This is a genomic window from Xanthomonas prunicola, from assembly GCF_002846205.1.
Taxonomy (GTDB): domain Bacteria; phylum Pseudomonadota; class Gammaproteobacteria; order Xanthomonadales; family Xanthomonadaceae; genus Xanthomonas; species Xanthomonas prunicola.
Window position 1 is genome coordinate 1 of record NZ_PHKV01000019.1, and the last position, 24,536, is coordinate 24,536.

18 protein-coding genes and 2 pseudogenes are annotated in these 24,536 nt (G+C 67.1%); 9 read left to right on the forward strand and 11 right to left on the reverse strand.

What is annotated here, in order from left to right; genetic code table 11:
• On the forward strand, window positions 1-1,951 hold a 1,951-nt coding region (locus tag XpruCFBP8353_RS22005; protein WP_101365123.1), incomplete at its 5' end, for a GH92 family glycosyl hydrolase.
• A 257-nt stretch (window positions 1,952-2,208) separates the two neighbouring features.
• Here XpruCFBP8353_RS22005 and XpruCFBP8353_RS22010 read toward each other — a convergent pair.
• The 5 genes and pseudogenes from XpruCFBP8353_RS22010 to XpruCFBP8353_RS22035 form a co-directional block, all read right to left on the reverse strand.
• Window positions 2,209-3,624, reverse strand: a complete 1,416-nt coding sequence (locus XpruCFBP8353_RS22010; RefSeq protein ID WP_101365124.1) for an amino acid permease — start codon at window positions 3,622-3,624, stop codon at window positions 2,209-2,211.
• A gap of 205 nt (window positions 3,625-3,829) precedes the next feature.
• Window positions 3,830-4,209: pseudogene (locus XpruCFBP8353_RS22015) on the reverse strand (hypothetical protein).
• A 130-nt stretch (window positions 4,210-4,339) separates the two neighbouring features.
• Window positions 4,340-4,959 (reverse strand): annotated as a pseudogene (locus tag XpruCFBP8353_RS22020) (glutathione S-transferase family protein).
• A 163-nt stretch (window positions 4,960-5,122) separates the two neighbouring features.
• The gene (locus XpruCFBP8353_RS22030) at window positions 5,123-5,353 is read right to left on the reverse strand and encodes a hypothetical protein (protein ID WP_101365138.1); all 231 of its coding nucleotides are present in this window, start codon (window positions 5,351-5,353) and stop codon (window positions 5,123-5,125) included.
• 333 nt (window positions 5,354-5,686) lie between these two features.
• Entirely contained in the window at window positions 5,687-6,619 is a 933-nt protein-coding gene (locus tag XpruCFBP8353_RS22035; protein WP_101365126.1) for a LysR family transcriptional regulator, read from the reverse strand.
• A gap of 96 nt (window positions 6,620-6,715) precedes the next feature.
• Here XpruCFBP8353_RS22035 and XpruCFBP8353_RS22040 point away from each other — a divergent pair, with 96 nt between their 5' ends.
• From XpruCFBP8353_RS22040 to XpruCFBP8353_RS22065, 5 genes are all read left to right on the forward strand, one after another.
• Window positions 6,716-7,723: a zinc-binding alcohol dehydrogenase family protein gene (locus tag XpruCFBP8353_RS22040; RefSeq protein ID WP_101365127.1), complete on the forward strand. Its 1,008-nt coding sequence runs from the start codon at window positions 6,716-6,718 to the stop codon at window positions 7,721-7,723.
• Window positions 7,724-7,909: 186 nt separating this feature from the next.
• Complete coding sequence (gene rmuC, locus XpruCFBP8353_RS22045; RefSeq protein WP_207759704.1) at window positions 7,910-9,442, forward strand: DNA recombination protein RmuC; 1,533 nt, start codon at window positions 7,910-7,912, stop codon at window positions 9,440-9,442.
• 328 nt (window positions 9,443-9,770) lie between these two features.
• The gene (locus XpruCFBP8353_RS22050) at window positions 9,771-10,148 is read left to right on the forward strand and encodes a hypothetical protein (RefSeq protein ID WP_101365128.1); all 378 of its coding nucleotides are present in this window, start codon (window positions 9,771-9,773) and stop codon (window positions 10,146-10,148) included.
• Between the two features lie 375 nt (window positions 10,149-10,523).
• Window positions 10,524-11,075, forward strand: a complete 552-nt coding sequence (locus XpruCFBP8353_RS22060) for a glutathione peroxidase (RefSeq protein ID WP_101365140.1) — start codon at window positions 10,524-10,526, stop codon at window positions 11,073-11,075.
• A gap of 58 nt (window positions 11,076-11,133) precedes the next feature.
• Window positions 11,134-11,613 carry a nuclear transport factor 2 family protein gene (locus tag XpruCFBP8353_RS22065; protein WP_101365130.1) on the forward strand — a complete coding sequence of 160 codons (480 nt, stop codon included), beginning with the start codon at window positions 11,134-11,136 and terminating at the stop codon, window positions 11,611-11,613.
• A 147-nt stretch (window positions 11,614-11,760) separates the two neighbouring features.
• Here XpruCFBP8353_RS22065 and XpruCFBP8353_RS22070 read toward each other — a convergent pair whose 3' ends face one another.
• Genes XpruCFBP8353_RS22070 through XpruCFBP8353_RS22095 form a run of 6 tightly spaced genes read right to left on the reverse strand, consistent with a single transcriptional unit; the run spans window position 11,761 to window position 15,863 of the window.
• On the reverse strand, window positions 11,761-12,813 hold the full coding sequence (locus tag XpruCFBP8353_RS22070) for an MlaA family lipoprotein (RefSeq protein ID WP_101365131.1): 1,053 nt from the start codon (window positions 12,811-12,813) through the stop codon (window positions 11,761-11,763).
• A gap of 10 nt (window positions 12,814-12,823) precedes the next feature.
• Entirely contained in the window at window positions 12,824-13,114 is a 291-nt protein-coding gene (locus XpruCFBP8353_RS22075) for an STAS domain-containing protein (RefSeq protein WP_101365132.1), read from the reverse strand.
• Window positions 13,104-13,766: an MlaC/ttg2D family ABC transporter substrate-binding protein gene (locus XpruCFBP8353_RS22080; protein ID WP_101365133.1), complete on the reverse strand. Its 663-nt coding sequence runs from the start codon at window positions 13,764-13,766 to the stop codon at window positions 13,104-13,106. The genes XpruCFBP8353_RS22075 and XpruCFBP8353_RS22080 overlap by 11 nt, the downstream gene beginning before the upstream one ends.
• Window positions 13,763-14,308 (reverse strand): outer membrane lipid asymmetry maintenance protein MlaD, encoded by a 546-nt coding sequence (mlaD, locus tag XpruCFBP8353_RS22085; RefSeq protein WP_101365134.1) that lies wholly within the window; start codon window positions 14,306-14,308, stop codon window positions 13,763-13,765. Before mlaD ends, XpruCFBP8353_RS22080 begins: the two co-directional genes overlap by 4 nt.
• Window positions 14,309-14,319: 11 nt before the next feature.
• Window positions 14,320-15,069, reverse strand: a complete 750-nt coding sequence (locus tag XpruCFBP8353_RS22090) for an MlaE family lipid ABC transporter permease subunit (RefSeq protein WP_101365135.1) — start codon at window positions 15,067-15,069, stop codon at window positions 14,320-14,322.
• Entirely contained in the window at window positions 15,069-15,863 is a 795-nt protein-coding gene (locus tag XpruCFBP8353_RS22095) for an ABC transporter ATP-binding protein (protein WP_101365136.1), read from the reverse strand. The genes XpruCFBP8353_RS22090 and XpruCFBP8353_RS22095 overlap by 1 nt, the downstream gene beginning before the upstream one ends.
• A gap of 193 nt (window positions 15,864-16,056) precedes the next feature.
• Here XpruCFBP8353_RS22095 and recC point away from each other — a divergent pair, with 193 nt between their 5' ends.
• From recC to XpruCFBP8353_RS22110, 3 genes are all read left to right on the forward strand, one after another.
• Window positions 16,057-19,464 carry an exodeoxyribonuclease V subunit gamma gene (recC, locus tag XpruCFBP8353_RS22100; protein ID WP_101365141.1) on the forward strand — a complete coding sequence of 1,136 codons (3,408 nt, stop codon included), beginning with the start codon at window positions 16,057-16,059 and terminating at the stop codon, window positions 19,462-19,464.
• A complete protein-coding gene (recB, locus tag XpruCFBP8353_RS22105; RefSeq protein WP_101365137.1) occupies window positions 19,461-23,327 on the forward strand; it encodes an exodeoxyribonuclease V subunit beta in 3,867 nt (1,288 codons plus the stop codon). Before recC ends, recB begins: the two co-directional genes overlap by 4 nt.
• Before the next feature lie 162 nt (window positions 23,328-23,489).
• Window positions 23,490-24,536: AAA family ATPase (locus XpruCFBP8353_RS22110; RefSeq protein WP_211287867.1), on the forward strand; the 1,047-nt coding region annotated here is incomplete at its 3' end.

Genomic DNA, 24,536 nt, shown 5'->3' on the forward strand with positions numbered 1-24,536 from the left:
CTACACCTTCGCGCCGGGCGCAGACACCGGCCATGTGTTGGTCAATGTGGCGCAGGCCAACGACCGCCACGTGGTGATCGGCAGCCAGGTGCAGATCGTCGGCGACCGCGTGGTCGAGGGCAAACTCACGACACAGAGCTTCTGCGGCGGCCACGAATACACCACCTGGTTCCGCCTGGAATTCGATCGCCCGTTCACCGCGCATGGCGTGTGGGGCGAAGACGGCGGCGTGCCCGGCGCGCGCCACAGCATGGGCGGCGAACTCAAGCCCAACGGCGCCTGGCTCAGCTTCCCGCTAGGCAAAAACAACAACGCGCGTGCGGTGACCGTGGTCAGCGCTATCTCGCATGTGGATGCCGAAGGCGCCCGCACGAATCTGCGTGCCGATGGCATGCAGGGCGGCACGCTGCTCAGTCTTGAACAGATGCGCCAGCGCGCGCAGCAGGCCTGGCGCAGCGAGCTGGCCAGCATGCAATTGGAAGGCGCCAGCAACGACGACCGCCGCGTGGCCTACACCGCGCTGTATCACGCCTTGCTGCAGCCGCTCACCGGCAGCGATGCCGATGGTCGGTATCGCGGCTACGACGATGCGATCCATCGCGCCGACGGCTGGACCTACTACGAGTATTTTTCGCTGTGGGACACCTACCGCTCGCAGAACCAGCTGCTTGCCTTGTTGCAACCGGCGCGCGCGCACGACATTGGACGTTCGCTGCTGGCGATCCATCAGCAAGGCGGCTGGCTGCCGCGTTGGGGTTACGCCAACTTCGACACCAACATCATGACCGGCGACCCGGTCACCCCGTTCCTGGTGGATCTGTGGCGCTTCGGTGCGCTGCAAGGCAACGAGGCGGAGGCGTATGCAGCGCTACGCGAAAACGCGTTCGGCCAGCCGCCGATCAATTCGCGCCACGCCGGGCGCTCGGGCAACGCCAACTATCTGGCCAACGGCTTCGTCCAGTACGACCGCGCATTTCCTTCCAAGGGCATGGACGTGGACCCGCACCAGGGCGGCTCGGCCACCCTGGAATATGCATTGGCCGATTGCGCACTCGCACAGATGGCACACGCACTGGGCCACAGCGACGACAGCGCGCAGCTGCGCAAACGCGGCGGCAACTGGCACCGCGTGTGGGATGCGGATGTGCGCGATGCCGAGACCGGATTTGCTGGCTTCCCGCGCCCGCGGCTGGAAGACGGCAACTGGTATGCGCCCTCCGACGACCACTACAGCCCACGCTCGGAGCACGGCTTCCACGAAGGCACGGCCTGGCAGTACCAGTGGCTGGTGCAGCAGGACATCCCCGGCATGCTGCAGGCCATGCACGGCAGCGAACAAACCGGCAAACGCCTGGACACCTTCTTCGCCTACGACGACCTGCTCAAGGACCCGCTCAATGGGGCACGCACGCACTGGGTGGTCGGCCCGTACAGCTATTACAACCAGTACCGCTACAACCCCAACAACGAACCGGATCTGCACGCACCGTGGATGTACACGCTGATCGGCCAACCGTGGAAGACCGCCACCGTGGTGCGCGCCGCGCAACAGTTGTTCACTAACGCACCCAATGGGGTGACCGGCAACGACGACCTCGGCACCATGTCGGCCTGGTATCTGTTCAGTGCCTTGGGCCTGTATCCGGCGGTGCCGGGCAGCGGTGAATTCCTGCTGCATGCGCCGCGTTTCAAGCGGGTCACGCTCACTTTGGGCAACGGCAAACGCCTGCGCATCGATGCCCCCGGCGCCGATGGCCGCGCGCTGCAGTACGTGGAGGGCGTGCGTTTCAACGGTACACCGCAGCGGCAGGTGTTCCTGGACTGGGCCCGGCTGCAGCAGGGCGGCACGCTGTCGTTCGCACTAACTAAACAGCCCCCGACGCAGGGCTGGGGCACGCAGGCGGACGCACTCCCAACCTCGTTCTGCGCCACGCCTGCAACCGCGCCGTGACCGCAGCAGGCCGAAACCCCCTCTCCCGCGCGCGGGAGAGGGGTTAGGGCGCGGGGCGACGCCACTTGGTCAAGGGAGTGGTCAACGCGCGTGTCCGCAAGCAGCCGCGCAGCACAGCACTGCTAGCGCCAAGACCTTCCCGTCGATGATTCATTCTTGAAGGCGCGTGGCGACGCGTTCGTCATGGTTGGCACTGAAAGATATCTGAGGCGCCCCTCATCCGCCCCGCGGGCACCTTCTCCCGGTGGGAGAAGGGACTAACCAACCGTCGCCAGCCGGCTATTGCGCCGCCCATACGCCAGGTACACCAGCACGCCCAGCGCATTCCACAGCAGGAACCAGACCTGCGTCTTGCTCGGCAAACTCCAGAACAGGTACAGGCAGCCCAGGATCGCCACCGGTCCCACGACCCACGCCAGCGGCGTGCGGAAGGCGCGCGCACGGCCGGGTTCACGCACGCGCAGCACCAACAGGCAGGCAGCCACCGCGGTGAATGCGGCCAGCGTGCCGGCGTTGGCCAATGCGGCGATCTCGTCCAGCCGCGCCACGCCCGCCAGCGCCGCCACCAGCACCGCAGTGAACAGCGTGATCGCCACGGGCGTGCCGGTGCGTGCATTGACCTTGGACAAGCCGCGCGGCAACAAGCCATCGCGCGACATCACGAAGAAGATGCGGCTCTGCCCGTACAGGAACGCCAGTAGCACGGTCGGCAACGCGATGATCGCCACTGCACCGATCACCAACGCCGCCTTGCCGTGGCCGAGTTCGCGCATGATCAGCGCCAGCGGTTCCGGACTCTTGCCGAACACGGTGAAGCTCATCGCACCCACTGCCGCCAGTGCCACCAGCACGTAGATCAGCGTGCAGCCGATCATCGAGCCGACGATGCCGATCGACAGATCGCGTCCGGGGTTCTTGGTTTCTTCGGCCGCAGTGGAAATCGCATCGAAGCCATAGAACGCGAAGAAGATAATCGCCGCCGCCGCCATCACCCCACGCTCCACGCCGTCCGGGCCCATCGCCTTGGAGAAGCCGTACGGCATGAATGGCTGCAGGTTGGCGCTGTTGAAGGTCGGCAACGCAATGGCCACGAACACGCCCAGCGCGATGATCTTCAAGACCACCAGCACGGCATTGAGCGTGGCGCTTTCCTTGGTGCCGGCCATCAGCATGCCGGCTACCAGGAAGGTGATCACTACCGCCGGCAGGTTCACGATGCCGCCGGCATGTGGCCCGGCGATCAGTTCATGCGGCAAGCTCACCCCCAACCACTGCAGAAAGCCGACGAAGTAGCCAGACCAGCCCACCGCTACGGTGCTGACGACCAGCGAGTATTCCAGCACCAGGCTCCAGCCCACCACCCAGGCGATGCTCTCGCCCAACGCGGTGTAGCTGTAGGTGTAGGCACTGCCGGCGGCCGGCATCATCGTGGCCATTTCCGCATACGCCAGCGCCGCGCAGGCGCAGACGATGCCGGCCGCCACGAACGACAGCAGCACCGCCGGGCCGGCTTTGTCGGCACCCACGCCAATCAGCGTGTAGATACCGGTACCGACGATGGCGCCGATACCGAGCGCGATCAGATGCGGCCAACTCAGGCTGCGGACCAGTTGCCGGCCAGCCTCGTGCACGGTGACCTGATCGATGGATTTGCGCCTGAGCCAAGACGACATGCGGACCTCGCGGGAATCAAAAGAATGCGCGAGTGTCGCCCAACGCAGCGCAGCAAAGCTATCGGTCCAAGGTCATGCGACGGTCGGGCAGGGCACCCACCTGCACGGCATCAGCTTCGCGCGGCGCATCGCGCAACGCCATCGCCGGGCACAGGCACTCAGCACACACCGCTGTCTGTGCGACTGCCCAATCGCCGACTTCCGCTCACTCAATCGACGGACGATGCGGTGGACGCGCCTTGCGATAGACCGCTGCACCGCCCAGGCACCGGCAAGCCCGGCCACGCCGGCAGCAAAGTGGCTCCAGTCGCGCACCCTCGGTGCTGCGCCATTGGCCTCATGGCCCCACAGGTTGAACCGCAGCAGCACCAGCGCGGCGACACCCAGGCCGAGCCAGAACCATAGCCGGGTTCCGCCGATCGCATAGATCACAAACGGCAACGCGGCGCCGATCAAAAAATGCACCGGGAAAAAATACACCGTGCCGTAGGGTCGCATCAGGTACCAGACGATCGCCGCGAAGGCGCCCAGAAAAGCGAACAGGCCCAGCGCCAACAGGCGGCTTTGATGCGTGGCCGTGGTCATCGGCAAGCCTCGCAACAGCAAACCCTCACCCCACGCACGCGCAAGTCACGTCGAGGCCACTGCAGTGCGAGCGTGCCGCAGGCATCTGCTGCGTTGTCTGGTTCGCTTCGCAATGGCGTTATGCGTAGCGTTACGGGGCGGTGCAAGCATGGCGCTGAAACCCGGCGCGTTTTTTCAACTGTGCGTGGTACGCCGTCACTGCAGGCAATGTCGTCTGCGCGATCGGGCTGGCCATCCAGCGTTGCGTCGACAGACCCAGTACGATATCGGCCAAGGTGAAGTCCGCCCCGAGAACAAACGGACCGCCGCGTTGCAGTTGTGCATCAAGGATCGCCATGTGCCGGTTCCACTGCTCCACGCTCGCCGCATCGCTTGTGGATCGGTCTGCACCGCACTGCCGCGCACGGTCGCCATGAAGGCGTAGCGCCAGGCGGTATTGAGTTCGGTGGCCTGCCAATCCATCCATTGTTCGACCAGTGCACGCGCGGCGAGTGCGGCTGGCAGCAGATCGTGGCGTTGGCTGCGTGCGGCCAGATAACGGCAAATCGTGTTCGACTCCCACAGCACCAACTCGCCATCGCGCAGCACCGGCACCAGCGCATTGGGATTGAGTGCGCGAAATGCCGGCGTCTGCACCGATGCAAAGCCGCTGCCATACGCGTGCAGCGTGTCGTCCAGTGCCAGCTCGTCGCACAACCACAGCACATTGCGCACGTTGATCGACGTCGGCGTTCCGTAGATCTCCAGCATGTGTTCTTCCTTGCTACGCGTGATGGTGCCCAATCGGCGATGGTGGCGCGTTCTGCGTGCAACGCCAGAGGCTTGATGCGGCGAGCGCAGCCGTATGCGTCGAGGTACGCTGCGCTGAGCAGCAGAGCGCGTATTGCATTCTCACCGCTGCACGCGTACGCCGCTACAACGCGATCTTGCCGGCGTAAGCATCGCGCACGCGCTGGCTGATGTAGGTGCTCAAACCGCGCCCCGTCGTGGCAAGCCGCTGCATGGTCGCCACGACGTCGGCACCCGCGCTGTCGGCGGTATACACGTACGTCTCGCCGCTGCGAAAACGCACCGCGATGGCCTCATCGGCCAGCGCGTAAGCCACCACGCCGGAGTGGCCGTCGCGATTGGCATAGCGCTGCATGCGACCGGAGCTGGATGAGGTCATACCGGCAGGCGAGAGCCGCCGTCGTGATGGGTGCTTCAACGAACGCGGCATTAGCGCATGCAGCAGCAGCGGAGCAAGCCATGCGGAATCCAAACCCGTGTGCACATGGTTGGCGTAACGGTGCAGACAGGCGCAATGCAGCGCAAACGCAGGCAGCAAGAGAACAGCCTGTGAGGTGAGCGCGGCAGAGGGCGCAACGCGAAGCGGGCATGGCGTGTTGATGCCATGCATCCGCTCAACACATTCGACCAACTCGACGCGCCAAAGAAGTCCTGCGAATTAACCACGGCTTTCCGTCCGTCAACCGGATCACTCCACATCGACCCCATCGGCCCGCACCGGATACAACGCTGTCAGCGCCTGGCAGCGTTGTGCAAAAAGCGCATGCAGTTGCCGGATCGCCGGTGAAAACTGCTTGCGATGCGGGCACACCAGATGCAGCGGCAGGCGGTCGCCACACTCGGGAAGCAGCACCTCCAGCCGCCTGGCCTGCACGTCGGCGCAGACATCCAGCCACGACTTGTAGGCAATGCCTTCGCCGGCCACTGCCCAGCGCCGCACCACATCGGCGTCGTCGCACAGCATCGCGCCGCGCACCGGCACGACGTGGCGGCGGCCTTGCAGTTCGAATTGCCAGCGGTCGTAGGCGCGCCCGGCCAGCACATACAGCAGGCAGGCATGCTCGCGCAGCGCGTCTAACGTGGCGGGCCGCCCATGGCGCTGCAGGTACGCCGGCGCGGCCACCAGCACGCGGCGGTTGTCCGGTGCCAGCGGCAACGCCAGATGGTCCGCATCGTCGATGCGCCCGAGCCGGAATGCCACATCCACCGGCGCGCGATACAGGTCGGCCACCTGATCGGACAAATGCAGCCGCAAGGTCAATTTCGGATGCGCGGCGCGGAATTCGGTCAGCCACGGCAGCAACACGTTGCGGCCCAGGTCCGACGGCGCCGTCACCTGCAGCAAGCCCTGCAGCGCACTGTCGTGGCCACGCACATGCTCGCGTCCGTCGCGCAGCAGCTCCAGTATCTGGCGCGCGTACGGCAGGTACTGCTCGCCTTCGGCGGTCAGCCGCAGGCTGCGTGTGGACCGAGCGAACAGGCGCAGATCCAGCGCGCGCTCCAGCCGCGCCACCGCTGCGCTGGCCTGACCAGGCAACAGGTCGGCCTCGCGCGCTGCACTGGAAAAACTGCCGAGCGCCGCGGTACGCACGAACAGCGCCAAGTCATCGAAGCGGACCATTTTCACTCCAATTGTGAAAGTGCTTGCGCAGTTTGCCGGTTTTTCCGTGAATGCAGGTGGCCGACCATGCAGCTCCCTCCCGCACGACGTCCCGCCATGAAAGCGATTGCCTATCCGCAACACGGCCTGCCCATCGACGACCCGCGCGCGCTGGTCGAACTCGAGCTGCCGCTGCCCACCCCCGGCCCGCGCGACCTGCGCGTGCGCATCCACGCCGTCTCGGTCAATCCGGTCGACACCAAGGTGCGCAGCAACGCCGCGGTGGACGCCCCGCGCGTACTCGGTTGGGATGCCAGCGGGGTGGTCGATGCGGTCGGCGAGGCGGTCAGCCTGTTCCGGCCCGGCGATGCGGTGTACTACGCCGGCGCGCTGACCCGCCCGGGCACCAATGCCGAGTACCACCTGGTCGACGAGCGCCTGGTCGGGCGCAAGCCGGCCACGCTCGATGACGCTGCCGCCGCCGCGTTGCCGCTGACCGCCATCACCGCCTGGGAACTGTTGTTCGACCGGCTCGGCATTGCCGAAGGCGGCGGCCAAGGCCAGGCGCTGCTGGTCGTGGGTGCGGCCGGTGGCGTCGGCTCGATCCTGGTGCAGCTGGCGCGCACGCTGACCCAGCTGACCGTCATCGGTACCGCCTCGCGCCCGGACACCCAGGATTGGGTGCACGCCCTCGGCGCGCATCACGTGATCGACCATAGCCAGCCGCTCAGCGAAGGCCTGCAGCGGATCGGCATCGCGCAGGTGCAGCACGTCGCCAGCCTCACCCACACCGACCAGCACTTCGCCCAACTGGTCGAGGTGCTTGCCCCGCAAGGCCAGCTGGCCTTGATCGACGACCCGGCCACGCTGGACGCGCTGCCGCTCAAGCGCAAGAGCCTGTCGCTGCACTGGGAGCTGATGTTCACCCGCTCCCTGTTCGAGACCGACGACATGATCGCCCAGCACCATCTGCTCAATCGCGTCGCCGAGCTGGTGGATACCGGCGTGCTGCGCACCACGCTGGGCGAGCACTACGGCCGCATCACCGCCGACAACCTGCGCCGCGCCCACGCCGCGCTGCAATCGCACCGTACCCGCGGCAAGCTGGTACTGGAAGGCTTCTGACCGCAGACGCCTTAAGCACGGCAGCGGTCTGTCATGGCCGCTGTCGCGCTGCCCCCTCCTGCAGTGCCGCCGCGCGATCGCCGCTGGTTGCGCGATGCACGACGCAGCTGTTGCGACCGGCACCGCTACACTGCGCGTATGTCATCCCAATCCCTGATCCTTCTCGGGCTGCTTGTCGTAGTCCTCGTGTTGCAGCTGCTCGCGCTGCTGCGACGTCCGTCCACCACCGCACTGGAGCATGCGCTGCGCGCCGAGCAACGCGACGGCCGCGGCGAACTGCGCGAGCAACTCGAAGGCCTGGCGCGGCAGCAGGACGCGCGCCTGGAAACCTTCGCACGCAATCTCACCGAACTGTCCACCCGCACCGACCAACGCCTGGACCTGCTGCGCGACGCACTCGGCGAAGACGCCCGCAAGGCGCGCGAAGAAAGTGGCCTTGCGCAACAGCGCACCGGCGAACTGCTGACCCTGCGGCTCACCGAACTGCGCACCCAACTCGAAGGTTTCGGTCAGCAACAGGAAACCCGCATCCACGTGTTCGGCCAGCAATTGACCGAACTCATCGCGCGCACCGACACGCACATGGCCGCACTGCGCGAAGCGCTGGCCGAAGACTCCCGCAAGGGCCGCCAGGAAGCCGGGCAATCGCAACAGCGCTTCACCGAAGCGCTGGGCCAGCGTTTGAACGAACTCACCCAGCGCAACGAACTGCGTATCGGCGAGATGCGCGCCACGCTCGAGCAGCAGTTGGCCAGCCTGCAGAGCGACAACGCCAGCAAGCTCGAATTGATGCGCGCCACGGTCGACGAAAAACTGCAGACCACGCTCAACACGCGTCTGGATGCTTCCTTCAAGCTGGTGTCCGAGCGGCTGGAACAGGTACAGCGCGGACTGGGCGAAATGCAGCAGTTGGCCACCGGCGTGGGCGACCTCAAGCGCGTGCTCACCAACGTCAAGGACCGTGGCGGCTGGGGCGAAGTGCAGCTGGACAACATCCTCGAGCAGACGCTGACGATGGAGCAGTACGCACGCGGCGTGCGGGTTAAACCCGACAGCGCCGAAGCGGTGGATTTCGCGATCCGCCTGCCTGGGCGCGGCGACGACACGGTGGTGTGGCTGCCGGTCGATGCCAAGTTCCCGCGCGAAGACTACGAACGCCTGATCGACGCGCAGGAAAAGGGCGACCTGGATGCGATCAAGGCCTCGACCGCGCAGCTGGAACGCGCCATCCGCATCCAGGCCAAATCGATCAGCGACAAGTACGTCTGCCCACCGCACACCACCGACTTTGCGGTGATGTTTTTGCCGACCGAAGGCCTGTATGCCGAAGTGATCCGGCGCGCCGGCCTGGTCGATCTGCTGCAGCGCGAGCATCGCGTGGTACTGGCTGGCCCGACCACGTTTACCGCCTTGCTCAACAGCCTGCAGATGGGTTTTCGCACGCTGGCGATCGAGAAGCGCTCCAGCGAGGTCTGGCAGGTGCTGGGCGCAGTGAAAAGCGAGTTCGGCAAGTTCGCCGGCATTCTCGAAAAGGCCGAGCGGCAGATCAGCACGGTCGGCAAGAGCCTGGGCGAAGCCAGCCGCAAGACCCGCACCATCGAACGCCGCCTGCGCGGCGTGGAAACCCTGGCCGGCGAGCAATCGCAGGCACTGCTGGACGATGGCAGCGACGAAGGCATTGCGAGTTCACCGGACGACGGCGGCGACGAGCACGAATAAGGCAGCGGAGCGAGATCGGACAGGCCGCCGAACTGCGGTCGAAAACGGACACATTCGCAGGAGCGCATTTGGACGCGATGGGTTTACCGGTAGGGCGTCGCGCAGACGTCCGCGCTTGCGAACGGCAATGCGCTGCGCAGCTAGCGGCATGAGCCAGCGCGATCATGACTGCCGCCGCGATAAGGCACCCTTGGGTGCGATGGGCATGACCCAACGTCCATCTCGCGCCCGCATTCCAAGCGCCGCCGTACCGCGTTACCAGCCCCGCCCACGCCACGCAGACATGGATGTCGCGATGCTTGTCATCACTTTCCGAGGGAGTCTTGCCATGTCCAGTCGTTGGATCTACACCTGCGTCTGCGCGCTGCTGCTGGCCGCCTGCAGCAATGCGCCAACCGCCTCTTCCGCTGCGCCGGCCGCTCAGGCACCTGCCACACAGGCAAGCGCCGACGCCACAGCCTGCACCGCGAAAGGTGGCCAACTGCGTCCGGTCGGCCGCATGCAGATTCCGCGCTGCATCGTGCCGTATGCCGATGCCGGTAAGACCTGCACCGACAACGCGGACTGCAGCGGCGACTGCCTGGCCACCAGCATTGTGCCAACCGGCACCGCGACCACCGGAACCTGTCAGCGCGACAGCGATCGCTTCGGTTGCCGCCAGGAGGTGGTCGGCGGCAAGGGCCAAGCAGCGTTGTGCATCGACTGATGTCTGCGTGAGGCGGGCGACTCGATCCGGCGCCTCGAACACGCAGTGCGCCAGCACCAGCGCCAACTGACACGCAATGCCATCGACATCGCAGACCCAGCGATGTCGATTCGCCCCGCTGTCGCGCTGCGTCGACGGCTTCGACCATGGGGCCCAGCCAATCGGCATCCAGATGCGAACGCGCGTGCAGGTCGTCGAGCACTTCTTGGGCACGCAGCGATACATCCAAGCGTTCAACCGGCTGCGGGGCGACAGACCGATCCCTGTGCACATAGCGCTGCCATAACGGCGATCACGCGTGACTCAGATGTCGGTATCGCACTCGCTTGTGTGCGGGCTATGCTCGGCGTTCTCTACGGATATCAGGATGCACGCATGAGCCAGACGCTGTACGACATTCCCGTGATCCGCATCGAAGGCGAGCCGGCCACCTTGGCCGACTACCGCGGCAAGGTGTTGCTGGTGGTCAATGTGGCCTCCAAGTGCGGCCTGACCCCGCAGTACGAAGGGCTGGAAGCACTGTATCGCGACAAGCGCGAACAGGGCCTGGAAGTGCTGGCGTTTCCGGCCAACGATTTCAACGGCCAGGAGCCGGGGAGCGAAGCGGAGATCGCGCAGTTCTGCCAGCTCACCTACGACGTCACCTTCCCGATGTTTGCCAAGATCGCCGTCACCGGCGACCAGGCGCACCCGCTGTATCAGACGCTGACCAGCATGCATCCGCACACCACCGGCGACGGCCCGATGCGCGAAAAACTCGCTGGCTACGGCATTGCACCCAACCCCGCGCCCGGCGTGGTGTGGAACTTCGAAAAATTTCTGATCGGCCGCGACGGCAAGATCATCGACCGCTTCGCCCCGGACATCCCCGCCGACGATGCACGCCTGCGTCAGGCAATCGATGCGGCGTTGGCGGCCCACGCATAGAGCCCGGTCGGCATTGCAATGTCGCGTAACGTGCTTGTGAGGCGCCAGAGACCAGGAAATGACCTTCAATCACTTCGTCAGCTCTTCAATGCTTGCGTTTTTGATGCTGAGTGGCTGTTCGCATACGCCCGGCATGGCGTCCAAGTCCGACGCGCAGGCGGAGCGTTACATCATCGACTGTTCTCGAGACTGGGCCGAGTCCGTCGTTACAGGAGATCGGTCAAAGCGCAGGATTTACTTTGCCGAGGACTTCATCGGTACTGATACCAAGGGCCGCAGATACGATAAATCCCAGGTCACGCGCGAGACTGGTCCTGCCAAGCAGATCATTTCCAACACACTCGACGAGGTAAGCGTCAGGTTCTTCGGCGATACCGCGATCGCTCACGGGAGTGAAACATGGACTCGTAAAGACGGCTCTACGGGCCGATATGTCTGGACCGATATCTGGGTCAAGCGGAGTGGTCAGTGGCAAATCATCACTGCGCAAGATGCGGCGGCACCGGTGCTGGTGCCGCCTCGCGACGACGGCACCTAGCAGTGCTGTCACACCCAGGCGTTTTGCAACACCGCGCAATGCAGGCGTTCGAAGCGACGCTCCAACGTTTCTGCCTCATGGCCCACAACGTAAAAGCCCGGGATCGCTCCCGGGCTTTTACGTGCATCACTCACCACATCGGACCGGTCAACGCACCCAGCTCGGGATCGGCATCGCGTTACCCGGCACGGTGTTGTCCTTGTCCTCGCGCAGGTAGTCCGGCAGCTCGTTGTTCTTTTCACTGTGGCTGCGCAGATCGCGGGTGATCTGGTAATTGCGGCGCTGCATCCACGCATCGCGGGTCAGTGCGTATTCGTCTGGCGCCTGGTCGCGCAGCGAATCCAGCGACATCAGCTGCGCGCGCGTGTCCACCAGCTGCAGGCCCTGCAGTGCGAAGCGCGTACCGCCGTCGTCCACCTGGCGAACCCACGACAGCGGAATATCGCCAGCCAGCCCGAAGGTGTCGCGGACGGTGCGCGGCCCGAACAGCGGCAGCTCGAAGTAGCGCGAGTTGCGCCAGCCCCACGCGCCCAGCGTCTGACCGAAGTCTTCGCTGCGCCGCGGGATGCCGGCCGCCGAAGCGGGGTCGAACAGACCCGCCACACCCAGCGTGGTGTTCATCACGAAGCGGCCCAGCGACTGCACCGCATAGACCGGGTGACCCTGCAGCAGCTGGTTGACCATGGTCAGCGGCGTGCCGAGATTGTCGAAGAAGTTGGTCACACCCAGCCGGGCCGGGCTCGGTACCACCTTGGTGTAGGCCGTCGCCAGCGGACGTGCCACGCCACGATCCACCGCCATGTTGAAGCGGTGCATGCCGCGGTTGTAGCGCTCCCACGGGTCGTAGGCCGGCGCCGCGCCCGGCTGTGCCGGTGCGCCGTTGGCACCTGCTTGCGGGGTGGTCGAACCATACAACGCATCGAAGTCGCTTTCGGCATCGGTCGGCGCGCCTGCAGCGGCGGTGTCGCTGCCCGCAGCGGCCTGCTGATCGGCAGCAGCAGCGCTGGCCGGCAATGCGTCGGGAGCGGCCATGCCGGCGGCGGCCGGCTGCGCGGTCACCCCGGCGGCGTCGCGTGCCGGGGCATCGGCAGCAGGCGCGATGGCGGTACCGCCCGAGGGCGGTGCGGATTTGGGCGCCTGGCTGGCGCAGGCACCAAGCACCAGGCAGGCCAACAACGGAAGAGAACGGAACTGGGTCATGGGGTGGCGCTCAGGCCTGAAAATCGAGAGTGGTGGACAACCGGTAGGCAGCGCGCAATTCGTCCAGGCCGGACGCCTCGCCCACTACCGCGCCACTGCCGGTTTGGCGCAACCGGGCAGCCAGTTCGGCCAGCATTGCAACGCCGGCACTGTCCAGACGTTGTACACCCGCCAGGTCCAGCGTGCGCGCGCCATCCAGCTGCGCGATCGCCTGCGCCCAGGCCGCGGTGACCGCGGCACGGTCGAGCACGCCGGTGATGATCAGCGTGTCGCCCGTGCGTTGCACGGTATTAGTTGCCATTGGCCGGTGCCGCACCGACCTGCAGGTTGCCGCTCCGCAGCTCCGCAGCCACCTTGGCGATGCCCTTTTCGCGCAGCGGGCCGTCAAACTGGGTCTTGAAGGTCTGCACGTAGGAGATGCCTTCGATCATCACGTCGAAGATCTTCCACTGGCCGCCGGTATTGCGCATCAGGTAATCGACCGGGGTCGGATCGTTGCCGGCGCGCAGCAGGTCGGTGGAGACCTTGACGCCGCGGTTGCCCGGCAGCGCGCTTTCGGACTTGGCGCGGAAGGTCGGCTTGCCTTCGAAGTTGAGCAACGCGGTGCCGTAGCGCTGCATCAGGTTGTCGGCCAGTGCATCGGCAAACAGCTTGACGTCGGCATCGGACGCGCCGCGGCCATGCACGCCCAGCACCAGGCGGGCCGAGTAGTCGCGGTCGAAGGCCTTGTTCAATTCGCCATTGATGAACTGACGCAGCGCCGCCGGGTTGCTACGGAACTCGGCACGGCGTTGGTCCAGCGTGCTCAGGATGCGGGTGCTGCTGTCGATGACGGTCTTGGTCGCTGCGCCCTGCGTCGGCGCGCTGGCAGCTGCCGGCTGCGCCAGCACGGTGGCCGGTGCGCACACCAGCAGGGTCGAGGCCAGGACAGCGGAAAGCAGGGTGGTTTTCATTGGTGTGGTTCCGTAGAGGGAGGAGCGGTCTGGGCCGGCGCGGGGGCCTGGCCATTGGTGGCGGCCGGGGCATTGCTGCCGCTCCCGCCACCACTGAACATGTATTTGCCGACTAGCTGCAGCAGATCCACTGCCGGCTGGGTGAAGCCGATTTCGTCGCCCGGCTTGAGGGTGTCCGGGTCGCCGCCCGGCTGCAGCCCGATATAACTCTCACCGAGCAAGCCGCTGGTGAAGATGCCGGCCGAGGTGTCGGCGGGCAGATCCTTGTATTTGGTATCCAGCGACAGGGTCACGATCGAATCGAACTTGGTCGGATCCAGGCTGATCTCCGACACCTTGCCGATGGTCACCCCGCCGATCTTCACCGGCGCCTGCGCGCGCAGCTGGCCGATCTGGCTGAAGCGGGCGGTCAGCGTGTACTGGCTGGAGCCAAAGCCCCAGCGCTGGTTGGTCGACGCCACCGCCAGCACCAGCAGCGAGGCCAGGGTCAGCAGCAAAAAGGCGCCGACGGCGAATTCGAGTCGTGGTCCACGCATGGCCATAGTTATTCCACTCACCTAAACAACATTGCAGAAAGGACGAAGTTGAACATCAGCACCAGCAGCGAGGCATTCACCACCGCGCGGGTGGTGGCGATCGAGGTGCCTTCGATGGTCGGTTCGGCATGGAAGCCCACATAGGCGGCCACCAGCGCGGCGGTGCCGCCGAAGATCGCCGACTTGAGCATCGCCACGCCAAAGTCGTCCCAGAAATCCACGCTGTTGCTCAGCCCGGACCAGAACGTGCCGTTGTCGATGCCCAGCACATGCACGGCTTCGAAGTAGCCACCGGTGATCGCCAGCGAACAGAACACGCCGGTCAGCAACGGCACTGTCAGCACCGCCGCCCAGAAGCGCGGCGCCACGGCCTTGGCGACCGGGTCGATGGCCATCAGCTCCAGCGCCTTGATCTGGTCGGTGGCGCGCATCAGGCCGAGCTCGGCGGCAATCGAACTGCCGGCGCGGCCGATGAACAACAACGCGGTCAGCACCGGCGCCAGTTCGCGGTACAGCGACAAGCCCAACAGTGTGGACAGTGCATCCGACGCACCGTAGATGGTGAGCGTGCGATAGCCCTGCAAGGTCAGCACCAGGCCGACGAAGGCGCCGCCCACGGCGATGATCGGCAACGAACGCGCACCGACCTTGTAGATCTCGCGCACCAGCTCGGCGATGAAGTCGCGCGTGGGCAACGAGCCGCGCAGTACCGTGAGCGAAAACAGGCCGGCGCGGCCGAAGGCACGAATGGAATCGGCGAAGGCCATCAGGCAGCACTCCGGTCGCGGCGGGGGGCGGCATCGAAGGCGATCGGACCGTCCGGCTGGCCATGCAGGAACTGCTGCACCAGCGGGTCGGTGCTGTCCTGCAACTGCGCAGGCGTGCCGGCGAACACGATGCCGCCATTGGCAATCACCACTGCCTGGTCGCAGATCGGCAGCGTCTCGTGCACATGGTGGCTGACGATGATGCTGGTCAGCCCCAGGCTGTCGTTGAGGCGCTGGATCAGGCTCATGATCACGCCCGAGGCGATCGGGTCCAACCCGGTGAGGGGTTCGTCGTAGATCATCAGCGGCGGATCCAGCGCCAGCGCGCGCGCCAGTGCAACACGCCGCGCCATGCCGCCGGACAACTCGCGCGGCCACGCATCGGCCGCAGCCAGCAGGCCCACTGCATGCAATTTCATCTGTACCAGCCGCTGCAGCACCGGAGCCGGCAGACGGGTGTGGGTGCGCAACGGAAGCGCGACGTTGTCGGCCACGCTGAGGTCGGTCAGCAGGCCATTGCCCTGCAACAGCACACCGACGTTACGGCGCATCTCCAGCAGCGCGCGGCTACCGGTGGGGATTGCATTACCGAACAACGTGACCGTGCCGGCCACCGGGCGCAGTTCGCCGGTCAGCGCCGCCAGCAGGGTGGACTTGCCGCTCCCGGACGGACCGAGCACGGCCGTAATGCTGCCGCGTGGCACATCCAGCGAGACATCGCGCAGGATCGTGCGCCCGCCGCGATCGATGCGGACACCGGACAACTGCACGACAGGGGAAGCGGAAGCCGTCATCGGTGCCTTTAACAAAATTCCAACGCGATAGAGTAGCCCGTGCACCGCTGAACATAACCAGACTGGCGCGTGCAGTATTGTCGCATTGCGCAGCCTTGAGCACCGTGCGTCTCAGTACGTTTCTGCGCAACACTGCATGCCGTGCCACATGCTGTTCTCACCGGTTGTGACTGCCCTGCGGCATCATGCACGTATGACGCCAGCGCCCGATTTCCGTCTTTATCCATCCAACGCGCTGGATACCTTGGCTGCCCTGCTCGCGCAGGAGTTGCGCCGGCCGGTGCCCGGGCAGCCGGTGTTGCAGCCGGAGGTGGTGCTGATTCCGCAGGTGGCGATGCGGCGCTGGTTGCAGTCCACGCTGGCGGCCGAGCACGGTGTTGCGGCGAATCTGGAATTTCTCACCCCAGGCGAATTCGTCGCGCGCGCGCTGGAGCGCAATCTCGGCGCGGCCGACGACGATCTGGACATGGCCACCATGCAGTGGCGTGTGTACGCTGCGCTGCAGGCCGACCTGGGCAGCGATGCGGCACTGGCGCCGCTGGCCGGGTACCTGGCCGATGGCGATGCGCTCAAGCCGTGGGCGCTGGCCGGCGAGTTGGGCAATGTGTTCGAGAAATACCAGGCATGGCGACGCGACTGGTTGCTGCGTTGGGAAGGTGGTGCCGAGCCGGACGACCCGCAAGCCCGGCTGTGGCGCAGCATCGCTACCGGCCGGCAATACCGCGCACGGCGCATCGGCCAATATCTGGATCGCTACGCGCGCGCCGATGGGCCGTTGCCGCAGGGCCTGCCCAAGCGCGTGTTCGCGTTCGCCATCCTCAATATTTCGCCCGACGTGCTGCGCGTGCTGGCCACGCAAGCGCGCGTGGGCACGCTGCACTTCTATCTGCCCACGCCCACGCAAGGTTACTGGGGCGATCTGCAGACCTTGTGGCAGCGCCGACGCGAAGACGGTGCCGTGCAGCTGTTCGCCGAGCAGGTGCAGGAGAATCCGTTGCTGCAGGCCTGGGGCGCGGCCGGGCGCGATTTCATGGCGCTGGTGGGCGACTACGAGGTCGTGCATCCGCTGGCCGAAATTGCGGCCTATGCCGATCCGCTCGACTCCGGCCGTCGCACGTTGGCCGATGGCGGGCTGGGCGACAGCCTGTTGCGGCACATGCAGAGCGATCTGTTCCATCGCCGCGCGCCTGCAGTTCCGGCGTTGTTGCCGGCGGTGAACCTGCATGACCCCAGCCTGCAGGTCCACGCCTGCCACACGCGACTGCGCGAGTTGCAGGTGTTGCACGACCAACTGCGTGCGCTGCTCGACGACGCGCGCTTCGACCCGCCACTGCAGCCGCGCGAGATTGCGGTGCTGTCGCCCAACATCGACCCGTACGTACCGTATCTGGATGCGGTGTTCGGCAGTCACGGCAACGACGATGCGCTGCCCTATGCGTTGGCCGATGCCAGCCCGCTGGCGAGCGAGCCGCTGGCCGAGGTGTTTCTGACGCTGCTCGGCTTGCCGATCGCACGTTTCGGGTTGCATGAAATTCTCGACCTGCTGGCCAGCGCGCCAATCGCCGAAGCGGCCGGCTTGGACGAGGCCGGGCTGGAACGCCTGCGCAGCTGGCTGCACGCAGCCGGCGCGCGCTGGGGCCTGGATGCGGCGCATCGGCGGCAGCATCAGGCACCGGGCGACGATGCCTACACCTGGCGTTTCGCGCTGGACCGCCTGTTGCTTGGCCACGCCAGCGGTGCCGACGACGACATCGATGGGGTAGCACCGTGGCCGCAGCTGGAAGGCAGCGCGCTGGCCGCGCTCGATACCTTGGTGCGGCTGCTGCGCGTGCTCGAACGGCATCAAGCGGTGCTGGCCGAAGCGATGACGCCGGTGGAGTGGCGCGAGCGGTTGCTTGGCTTGCTGGAATCCTTGATTCCGGCCACGCCCACCGCGCCGCGTGCGCAGCGCGCGCTGGATCGCTTGCGCACGCTGATCGATCAATTCGCCCGCGATGCAGTCCGCGCCGAGTACGCCGGCACCGTGCCGGCCGAGGTGGTGCGTGCACATTTCGCTGCGGTGCTGGGCGAGTCGGACACGCGCGCGCCGCTGCTCACCGGCGGTATCAGTTTTGGGCGCATGGTGCCGATGCGCTTGCTGCCGTTCCGCGTGATCTGCCTGCTCGGCATGAACGACGGCGACTTCCCGCGCCGCGACCCGGCTGCCGGACTCAATCGCCTGACTGCCGAACTGGGCACGGACCGTCGCCGGCATGGCGACCGTTCCACGCGCGAGGACGACCGCTTCCTGTTCCTGCAGTTGTTCGCTTCTGCACAGGACGTGTTTTATCTCAGCTATCTGGGTGCCGATGCGCGCGATGGCAGCGTGCGCGAACCGTCGGTGCTGGTCAGCGAATTGCTGGCAAGCGCCGCGCACTACCACGCTGCCAGTAACGCACTCGACACGCTGGTGGTGCGCCACCCGTTGCAGCCATTCGCCGCTGCTGCGTTCGGTGCGCTGGGCGAGGAGAGCGACGACGGCGCCGACCCACGCCGTTTCAGTTATCGCCGGCAGTGGCGCCCGGCGGTGGACAGCCTGGTCGGCCAGCGGCAGCCGCTGGCGCCGTGGATAGCCGGTGCATTGCCGGCCGACGAGATTGCGTTGCCGGCCAGCGTGTCCATCGACGCGTTGCGCCGGCTGTTTGCCGACCCGGCCGGGCAGTTCCTGCGCCATCGCCTGGGCATGCGTCTACCCGATCCGGCCGGCGAAGACAGCGATCTGGAACCGTTGCTCGCACCGACGCGCGGGCTGGATCAATACGGGTTGCAGCAGCAGGTATTCGAAGCCGCATTGGCCGGCGACACCGAGCGCCTGTACGAGCGCCTGCGTGCCCGCGCGCTGCTGCCGTCCGGCCCGTTGGGGCGGCGCCAGCTCGACGAACGCGTGGCGCAATTGCGCCCGTATGCCGACGCATTCCGGCAGTGGCGTGGCGAGTCGCCGGCCGAGTCACGCCGGCTGCAGGTGCAGATCGGCGATATCGAACTGCACGGCCGTGTGCCGGGCTGGTATGCAGGCGGAGTGGGGCGCGTGCATGTCGGCGCGCTCAGCGGCCGCAGTGCCATTCGTGATGGCCTGGAATGGTTGCTGCTGCGCGCCGCCGGCGAGCATGCGCCGTACGTGCGTTTCTTCGAACACGACGACGGCCTGGGTCCGCATCCCATCGATGCGCAGCCGCTGTCGCAAACGCAGGCGCACGCCGCATTGGCCGAATTGCTGCAGCTGTATTTCCACGGCTTGCAGACGCCGCTGGCGTTCGCGCCGTACAGCAGCTGGAAATACCACCAGGCTGCGCGCGGCGATGATCTGGACAAGGCCATCAAGGATGCTGCCGGGCAGTGGCAATCGGGCTTCGGCTGGAGCGAATCGCACAGCCCGGAGCTGCGCCTGGTCAACCGCGGCCGCGACCCGTTCGCCGATGCGCAGCGCTTCGCCGAGTTCGCCATCACCAGCCATCGCGTCTACGACTTGCTCGAACGCGGCAACGCCGACGCCACGCTGGAGACGGAGCGTCTGATCGAGAGCTGGCGCCACTGGCACGGCGCGCAGGAAGACGCCGAATGAGCGCCAACCCTGTCACCGACCCGTACCTGCACCTGCCGCTGCATGGCGTGCGCCTGATCGAAGCCAGCGCCGGCACCGGCAAGACCTTCACCCTGGCCACGCTGTTTACCCGGCTGGTGGTCGAACGCGGCTTGCGCATCGGCCAGATCCTGGCAGTGACCTTCACCGAAGCGGCGACGCAGGAACTGCGCCGCCGTATCCGCGAGCGCCTGGTGCTGGCCGCAAGCCTGGTGCCGGATGCCTCGCCCGCAACCGAACCATTTGCAACGCAGGTACCCAACGCTCCACCGGCTTCTGTCGGAGCGGCCCCGGCCGCGACCGACCACGCCGACGACCCGTCGCGGCCAGGGCTGCTTCGACAGGAAGCGCCGGACATCCTGCTGAGCCGCGCCATCCTCGCCACCCACCTGGCCACCGGCACCGAAACCGCCGCGGCCCTGCGCCGCCGCCTGCAGCAGGCGGTGGAAGAAATCGACCTGGCCGCGGTGTTCACCATCCACGGCTTCTGCGCGCGCGTGCTGCGCGAACACGCGCTGGAAAGCGGCCAGGCGTTCGCCGCGCCGGAACTGCTCGCCAACGACCGCGAATTGCTCGGCGAACTTGCGGCCGATCTGTGGCGGCAACGCGCGGCCGATGCGGCGATGGCCGAAGACCTCATCGCGCTGTGGTCGGGCGGCCCGCCGGCCTTGGCCAGCGACCTGCGCGCCCTGGTGCGGCATCCGGCGATCCTGCCGGCGGCGTCCGACGCCGGCAGCGACGATGCCGACGCACTGCTGCAGGCCGTGCACGATGCAAGCCACGCGCTGGCAAGCGCGTTTCACGCGCAGGGCACCGCGTTTTTCGACGCCATCATGTCGGCTATCGATGGCGGCATCCTGAGCAAGGTCAGCTACAAACCCGAGTGGCTGGCATCGCTGTGGCACTGGTTCGAGAGCTTCGCTGCCGCGCCATCGTTCAACACTGCGCCGCATCCCAAGTTGCTCAAGTTGACCGATGCGGAACTGGCCGCCGGCACCAACAAGAAGTGTGTCGACCGCACGCCAAGCTCGCCGATGAGCCACCAGATCGATGGCTATCTCGCTGCGTTGGCGCGTGTCGAGCAATGGCGCAGCCGTCGCCGCATCGCCCTGCTGCACGCCCTGCGCGACGATGCCATCGCACGGCTGGCGCTGCTCAAGCGGCAACGCCGCGTACAGACCTACGACGATCTGGTGGATGGTGTGGCACATGCACTGGAAGGCCCGCAAGCCGAGGTCTTGGTACAACGCCTGCGCGCGCAATACGCCATCGCGCTGGTGGACGAATTCCAGGACACCGACGACCGCCAGTGGGCGATTTTTTCCAACGTGTTCGGCGAAGGCCCGCTCGCGCAAGCGGCCGGTCTGGAACCGGCGCTGTTTCTGATCGGCGACCCCAAGCAGGCCATCTACGGCTTTCGTGGTGGCGACGTGCGCACCTATCTGGCCGCCGCAGTCACTGCCGAACTCGCACCGCCGCTGAGCCACAACTTCCGCTCGCGTCCCGGCGTGCTGGCGGCCATCGACGCGCTGTACGCGCAGGCCGGCTACAGCGATGCCTTCCTCACCGACGGCATCGCCTTCCACCCGGTGCAGCCCGGCACCAAGCGCGTGGATGCCGACCTGCAACGCGACGGCGCCACTGCGCCGGCGTTGACGCTGTGGCGCGCGCCGGAACCGCCGCTGCCACCTGCCGCGGCAGCGGCAAAAACCAAGCAAGCAGGCAAGCCCAAACCCTGGAGCGCCGGCCGCGCACGCGAGTTGGCCACTGCGGCCTGTGTCGTCGCGATCCGCGGCTGGTTGGCCGGTGGCCGCGATGGCACGGCCACCATCAATGCGCGCCCGGTGCAGGCCGGCGATATCGCCGTGCTGGTGCGCAGTCATGGCGAGGCCACGCGCATGCAACAGGCGCTCGGCGCGGTGGGTATCCCGGCGGTGGCGGCCGGCAAGCAGAGTCTGTTCGCCACCGACGAAGCGCTGGAACTGCTCGCCCTGCTGCAGGCCTTGCTCGACCCCGGCGACGACAGCCGCCTGCGCGCCGCATTGGCCACGGTGTTGATCGGCGAAGACGCCTCCGCCATCGCCGCACTGGCACGCGACGGTGAGCGTCACCGCCGCTGGCAGCAACAGGCGCTGGACTGGCGCGAACGCTGGCAGCGCGGTGGTCCGCTGGCCTTGATCGGCGATCTCGGCGCCACGCATGGGCAACGCCTGCTCGCGCTGGTCGACGGCGAGCGCCGCCTCACCAATTACCTGCAACTGGCCGAACTGCTGCAGGAAGCCGATGCCCGCGCACTCGGTCCGCATGGCCTGGTCGACTGGCTATCGCGGCGCATCGCCAATGCCGACGACAACGACGAAGCCCAGCAATTGCGGCTGGAATCGGACGCGCGCCGCGTGCAGATCGTCACCCTGCACAAGAGCAAGGGCCTGGAATATCCGCTGGTGTTTTTGCCGTACATCGGCATCGGCCGCGGCGACAAGGGCGCCGGCCGCCATTGCGTGGTGCATGCGCCGGAGCTCGGCCGCCAGCTGCACTGGAACGTGTCCAAATGGAGCCGCGATAAGGACGACCCCACCTGGAGCGCCGCCGAAGCGGCCTGGAAGCAGGAACAACGCGCCGAAGACGCCCGCCTGCTCTACGTCGGCCTGACCCGCGCCGAGCACGCGCTGTGGATCGCCAGCGGCAGCTTCCACCAGCACGAACGCACCGCCTTGTCGGGCATGCTGCGCGCGCTCGACGCGCTGCAGGGCGCTGCAGGCGAGGGCGCAGTGGTGGTCGACACATCCACCCCGCCGGCCAACCTGCCACGCCTGCCGCCACCGCTCGAGGCGCAGGTGCCGGCTGCGCGCAATCCGCAGCGGCACATCGCACCCGAGTGGTGGGTCTACAGCTTCACCCAACTGGCCAATGCCGATGCCGGCGCGGCCACCGATCCGATGGCCAGCGCCACCGTCGTCGGCAGCGGCGGCAGTGACGAACCGCCCGGCAGCGAGGCGGTGGCGGTTGCCGCGGCCATCGAGGCAGACCCGTTCGACCCGCGCTTTGCCGGCAACCGCTTCGGCGTGGTGATGCACGACGTGTTCGAGCGTTGCGACTTCGCCGCCTGGCATGCCTGGCAGCCCGGCCAATCCGCACCCGAGGGCCAGGCCGCCCCCATTCTCGAGGCCCTGCAACGCGGCGGTTACGCCCAGGACGAACTCGACGACGGCCTGCGCATGCTCACCGCATTGATCGGCCACACCCTCACCGTGGCATTGCCCGAAGGCACTCGCCTGGCCGACGTCCCCGAACCGCAGCGCCGCAACGAAATGGAATTCCACTTCGCCATGCGGCCCACCCGCGTCGATGCGCTGCTGGCGTTGCTGCATCGGTTTGGTGTGGTCGGCGACCGCCAGGCTTTCGGCGCGCGCCACCGCCTGGAAGGCCTGATGACCGGCTTGATCGACCTGACCTACACCGTGGACGGGCGCTGGTACGTGCTCGACTACAAATCCAACCGCCTGCCCAGCTACGATGCCGACGCCCTGGCGCGCGCCATGGCGCACAGCGAGTACGAACTGCAGGCGCTGATCTATACCGTGGCCCTGCACCGCTGGCTGCGCTTCCGCCTGGGCGATGCCGCCGACGGTGGCGGCTACGACTACACCCGCGACTTCGGCGGCGTGCGTTACCTGTTCTGCCGCGGCCTGGACGCGGCGGCCTCCACCGACCCCGGCACCCCGGCCCCCGGCGTCCACGCCTGGCGCTTCGACCCGGCCCTGGTCGACGCCCTGGACGCCCTGTTCGCCGGCAGCATCCCGCAGCCGACAGCCAGCAACCCAGGCACGCCCAATGTCCACTAGCGCACAGCGCCTCACCGCCGACGTACCGATGCCCCGCTCCCGCCGGGACGATAAGGCACTGGTTGCGCGCCACTGGCGCGCATGCCCTGGAGCGCCCGCGCGGGCTGGGGCGCGGAGCGGGGGATGGGGTGAGGGTCCGTCCGCCCGTCAGGCATCCACCCCATGAATCACCCAAACCTCTTCAGCGCGCTCATCAAGGCCGAGGCCCTGCGCACGCTGGACCTGGCCTTCGCCCAGAGCTTGCAACGCCTGGATCCGGAGACCGACGCCCTGGTCCTGGCCGGTGCCGCCCTCGCGTCCCTGGCGGTCACCAGCGGCCATGCCGGGCTGGACCCGGCGCGCGCCGGCATGCTGCTGGACCAACGCGACGGCCCGGCGCCCACTCTGCCGGACCCCACCGACTGGCAACGCGCGCTCGCCGCCTCGCGCTGGGTCGACCAACCCAATCCGGAAGACCCCGCCGCCGCCGACTGCCCGCTGGTCCTCGAACACGGCCTGCTCTACCTGCGCCGCTATCGCGAATACGAGCGCCGCCTGGCGCTAGGCCTGCAACGCATTGCCGCCCAGTCGCCGCCTCCCTTCGACGCAGCCACGCTGGCACCGCTGTTCGCGCAGTTATTCCCGAACGCCACCCCAACCCCTCTCCCCCCGGGAGAGGGGGCCCGAACGGCGGGTGAGGGGGCGGGCCTACCCGAGCCCTCCGTCTACCAGGAAGGGACGGGCCTACCCGAGCCATCCCACCACCAAGACGGCACGAACCCACCCGCCCCGTCCCACTCCCCAGACCGCCAGGCCCAGGCAGCCGCCCTGGCCCTGCGCCGCACCCTGCTGCTGGTCACCGGCGGCCCCGGCACCGGCAAGACCACCACCATCGCCCGCCTGCTGCTGTTGCGCATCGCGCAAGCGCACGTATCCGACGCCCCGGCCCCGCGCATCGCCCTGGCCGCGCCCACTGGCCGCGCCGCCGAGCGCATGGCCGAAAGCCTGCGCGCCGCCGTTGCGCGCGCCATCGCCGACGGCATCCAGCTCCCACCCGCTCACTGTGCCGGGCAAGCGAAGCAGTCACCAAACCCCACTGTTTCCCCTCTCCTTCAAGCGACAGAGCCAGCAAATCCCGGCACATCCCCCCACCCGCCAGCGACAGATCCAGCAAACCCCGCTGTCTCCCCTCTCCCGCATGCGGGAGAGGGTGCCCGAAGGGCGGGTGAG

Excerpts from the sequence above, each read along its gene's own strand:
- XpruCFBP8353_RS22010 (WP_101365124.1), bottom strand. The coding sequence starts at position 3,624 with ATGTCGTCTTGGCTCAGGCGCAAATCCATCGATCAGGTCACCGTGCAC.
- XpruCFBP8353_RS22030 (WP_101365138.1), bottom strand. The coding sequence starts at position 5,353 with ATGCAGCGCTATGCCAATCGCGACGGCCACTCCGGCGTGGTGGCTTAC.
- XpruCFBP8353_RS22035 (WP_101365126.1), bottom strand. The coding sequence starts at position 6,619 with ATGGTCCGCTTCGATGACTTGGCGCTGTTCGTGCGTACCGCGGCGCTC.
- XpruCFBP8353_RS22040 (WP_101365127.1), top strand. The coding sequence starts at position 6,716 with ATGAAAGCGATTGCCTATCCGCAACACGGCCTGCCCATCGACGACCCG.
- XpruCFBP8353_RS22050 (WP_101365128.1), top strand. The coding sequence starts at position 9,771 with ATGTCCAGTCGTTGGATCTACACCTGCGTCTGCGCGCTGCTGCTGGCC.
- XpruCFBP8353_RS22060 (WP_101365140.1), top strand. The coding sequence starts at position 10,524 with ATGAGCCAGACGCTGTACGACATTCCCGTGATCCGCATCGAAGGCGAG.
- XpruCFBP8353_RS22065 (WP_101365130.1), top strand. The coding sequence starts at position 11,134 with ATGACCTTCAATCACTTCGTCAGCTCTTCAATGCTTGCGTTTTTGATG.
- XpruCFBP8353_RS22070 (WP_101365131.1), bottom strand. The coding sequence starts at position 12,813 with ATGACCCAGTTCCGTTCTCTTCCGTTGTTGGCCTGCCTGGTGCTTGGT.
- XpruCFBP8353_RS22075 (WP_101365132.1), bottom strand. The coding sequence starts at position 13,114 with ATGGCAACTAATACCGTGCAACGCACGGGCGACACGCTGATCATCACC.
- XpruCFBP8353_RS22080 (WP_101365133.1), bottom strand. The coding sequence starts at position 13,766 with ATGAAAACCACCCTGCTTTCCGCTGTCCTGGCCTCGACCCTGCTGGTG.
- mlaD (WP_101365134.1), bottom strand. The coding sequence starts at position 14,308 with ATGGCCATGCGTGGACCACGACTCGAATTCGCCGTCGGCGCCTTTTTG.
- XpruCFBP8353_RS22090 (WP_101365135.1), bottom strand. The coding sequence starts at position 15,069 with ATGGCCTTCGCCGATTCCATTCGTGCCTTCGGCCGCGCCGGCCTGTTT.
- XpruCFBP8353_RS22095 (WP_101365136.1), bottom strand. The coding sequence starts at position 15,863 with ATGACGGCTTCCGCTTCCCCTGTCGTGCAGTTGTCCGGTGTCCGCATC.
- recC (WP_101365141.1), top strand. The coding sequence starts at position 16,057 with ATGACGCCAGCGCCCGATTTCCGTCTTTATCCATCCAACGCGCTGGAT.
- recB (WP_101365137.1), top strand. The coding sequence starts at position 19,461 with ATGAGCGCCAACCCTGTCACCGACCCGTACCTGCACCTGCCGCTGCAT.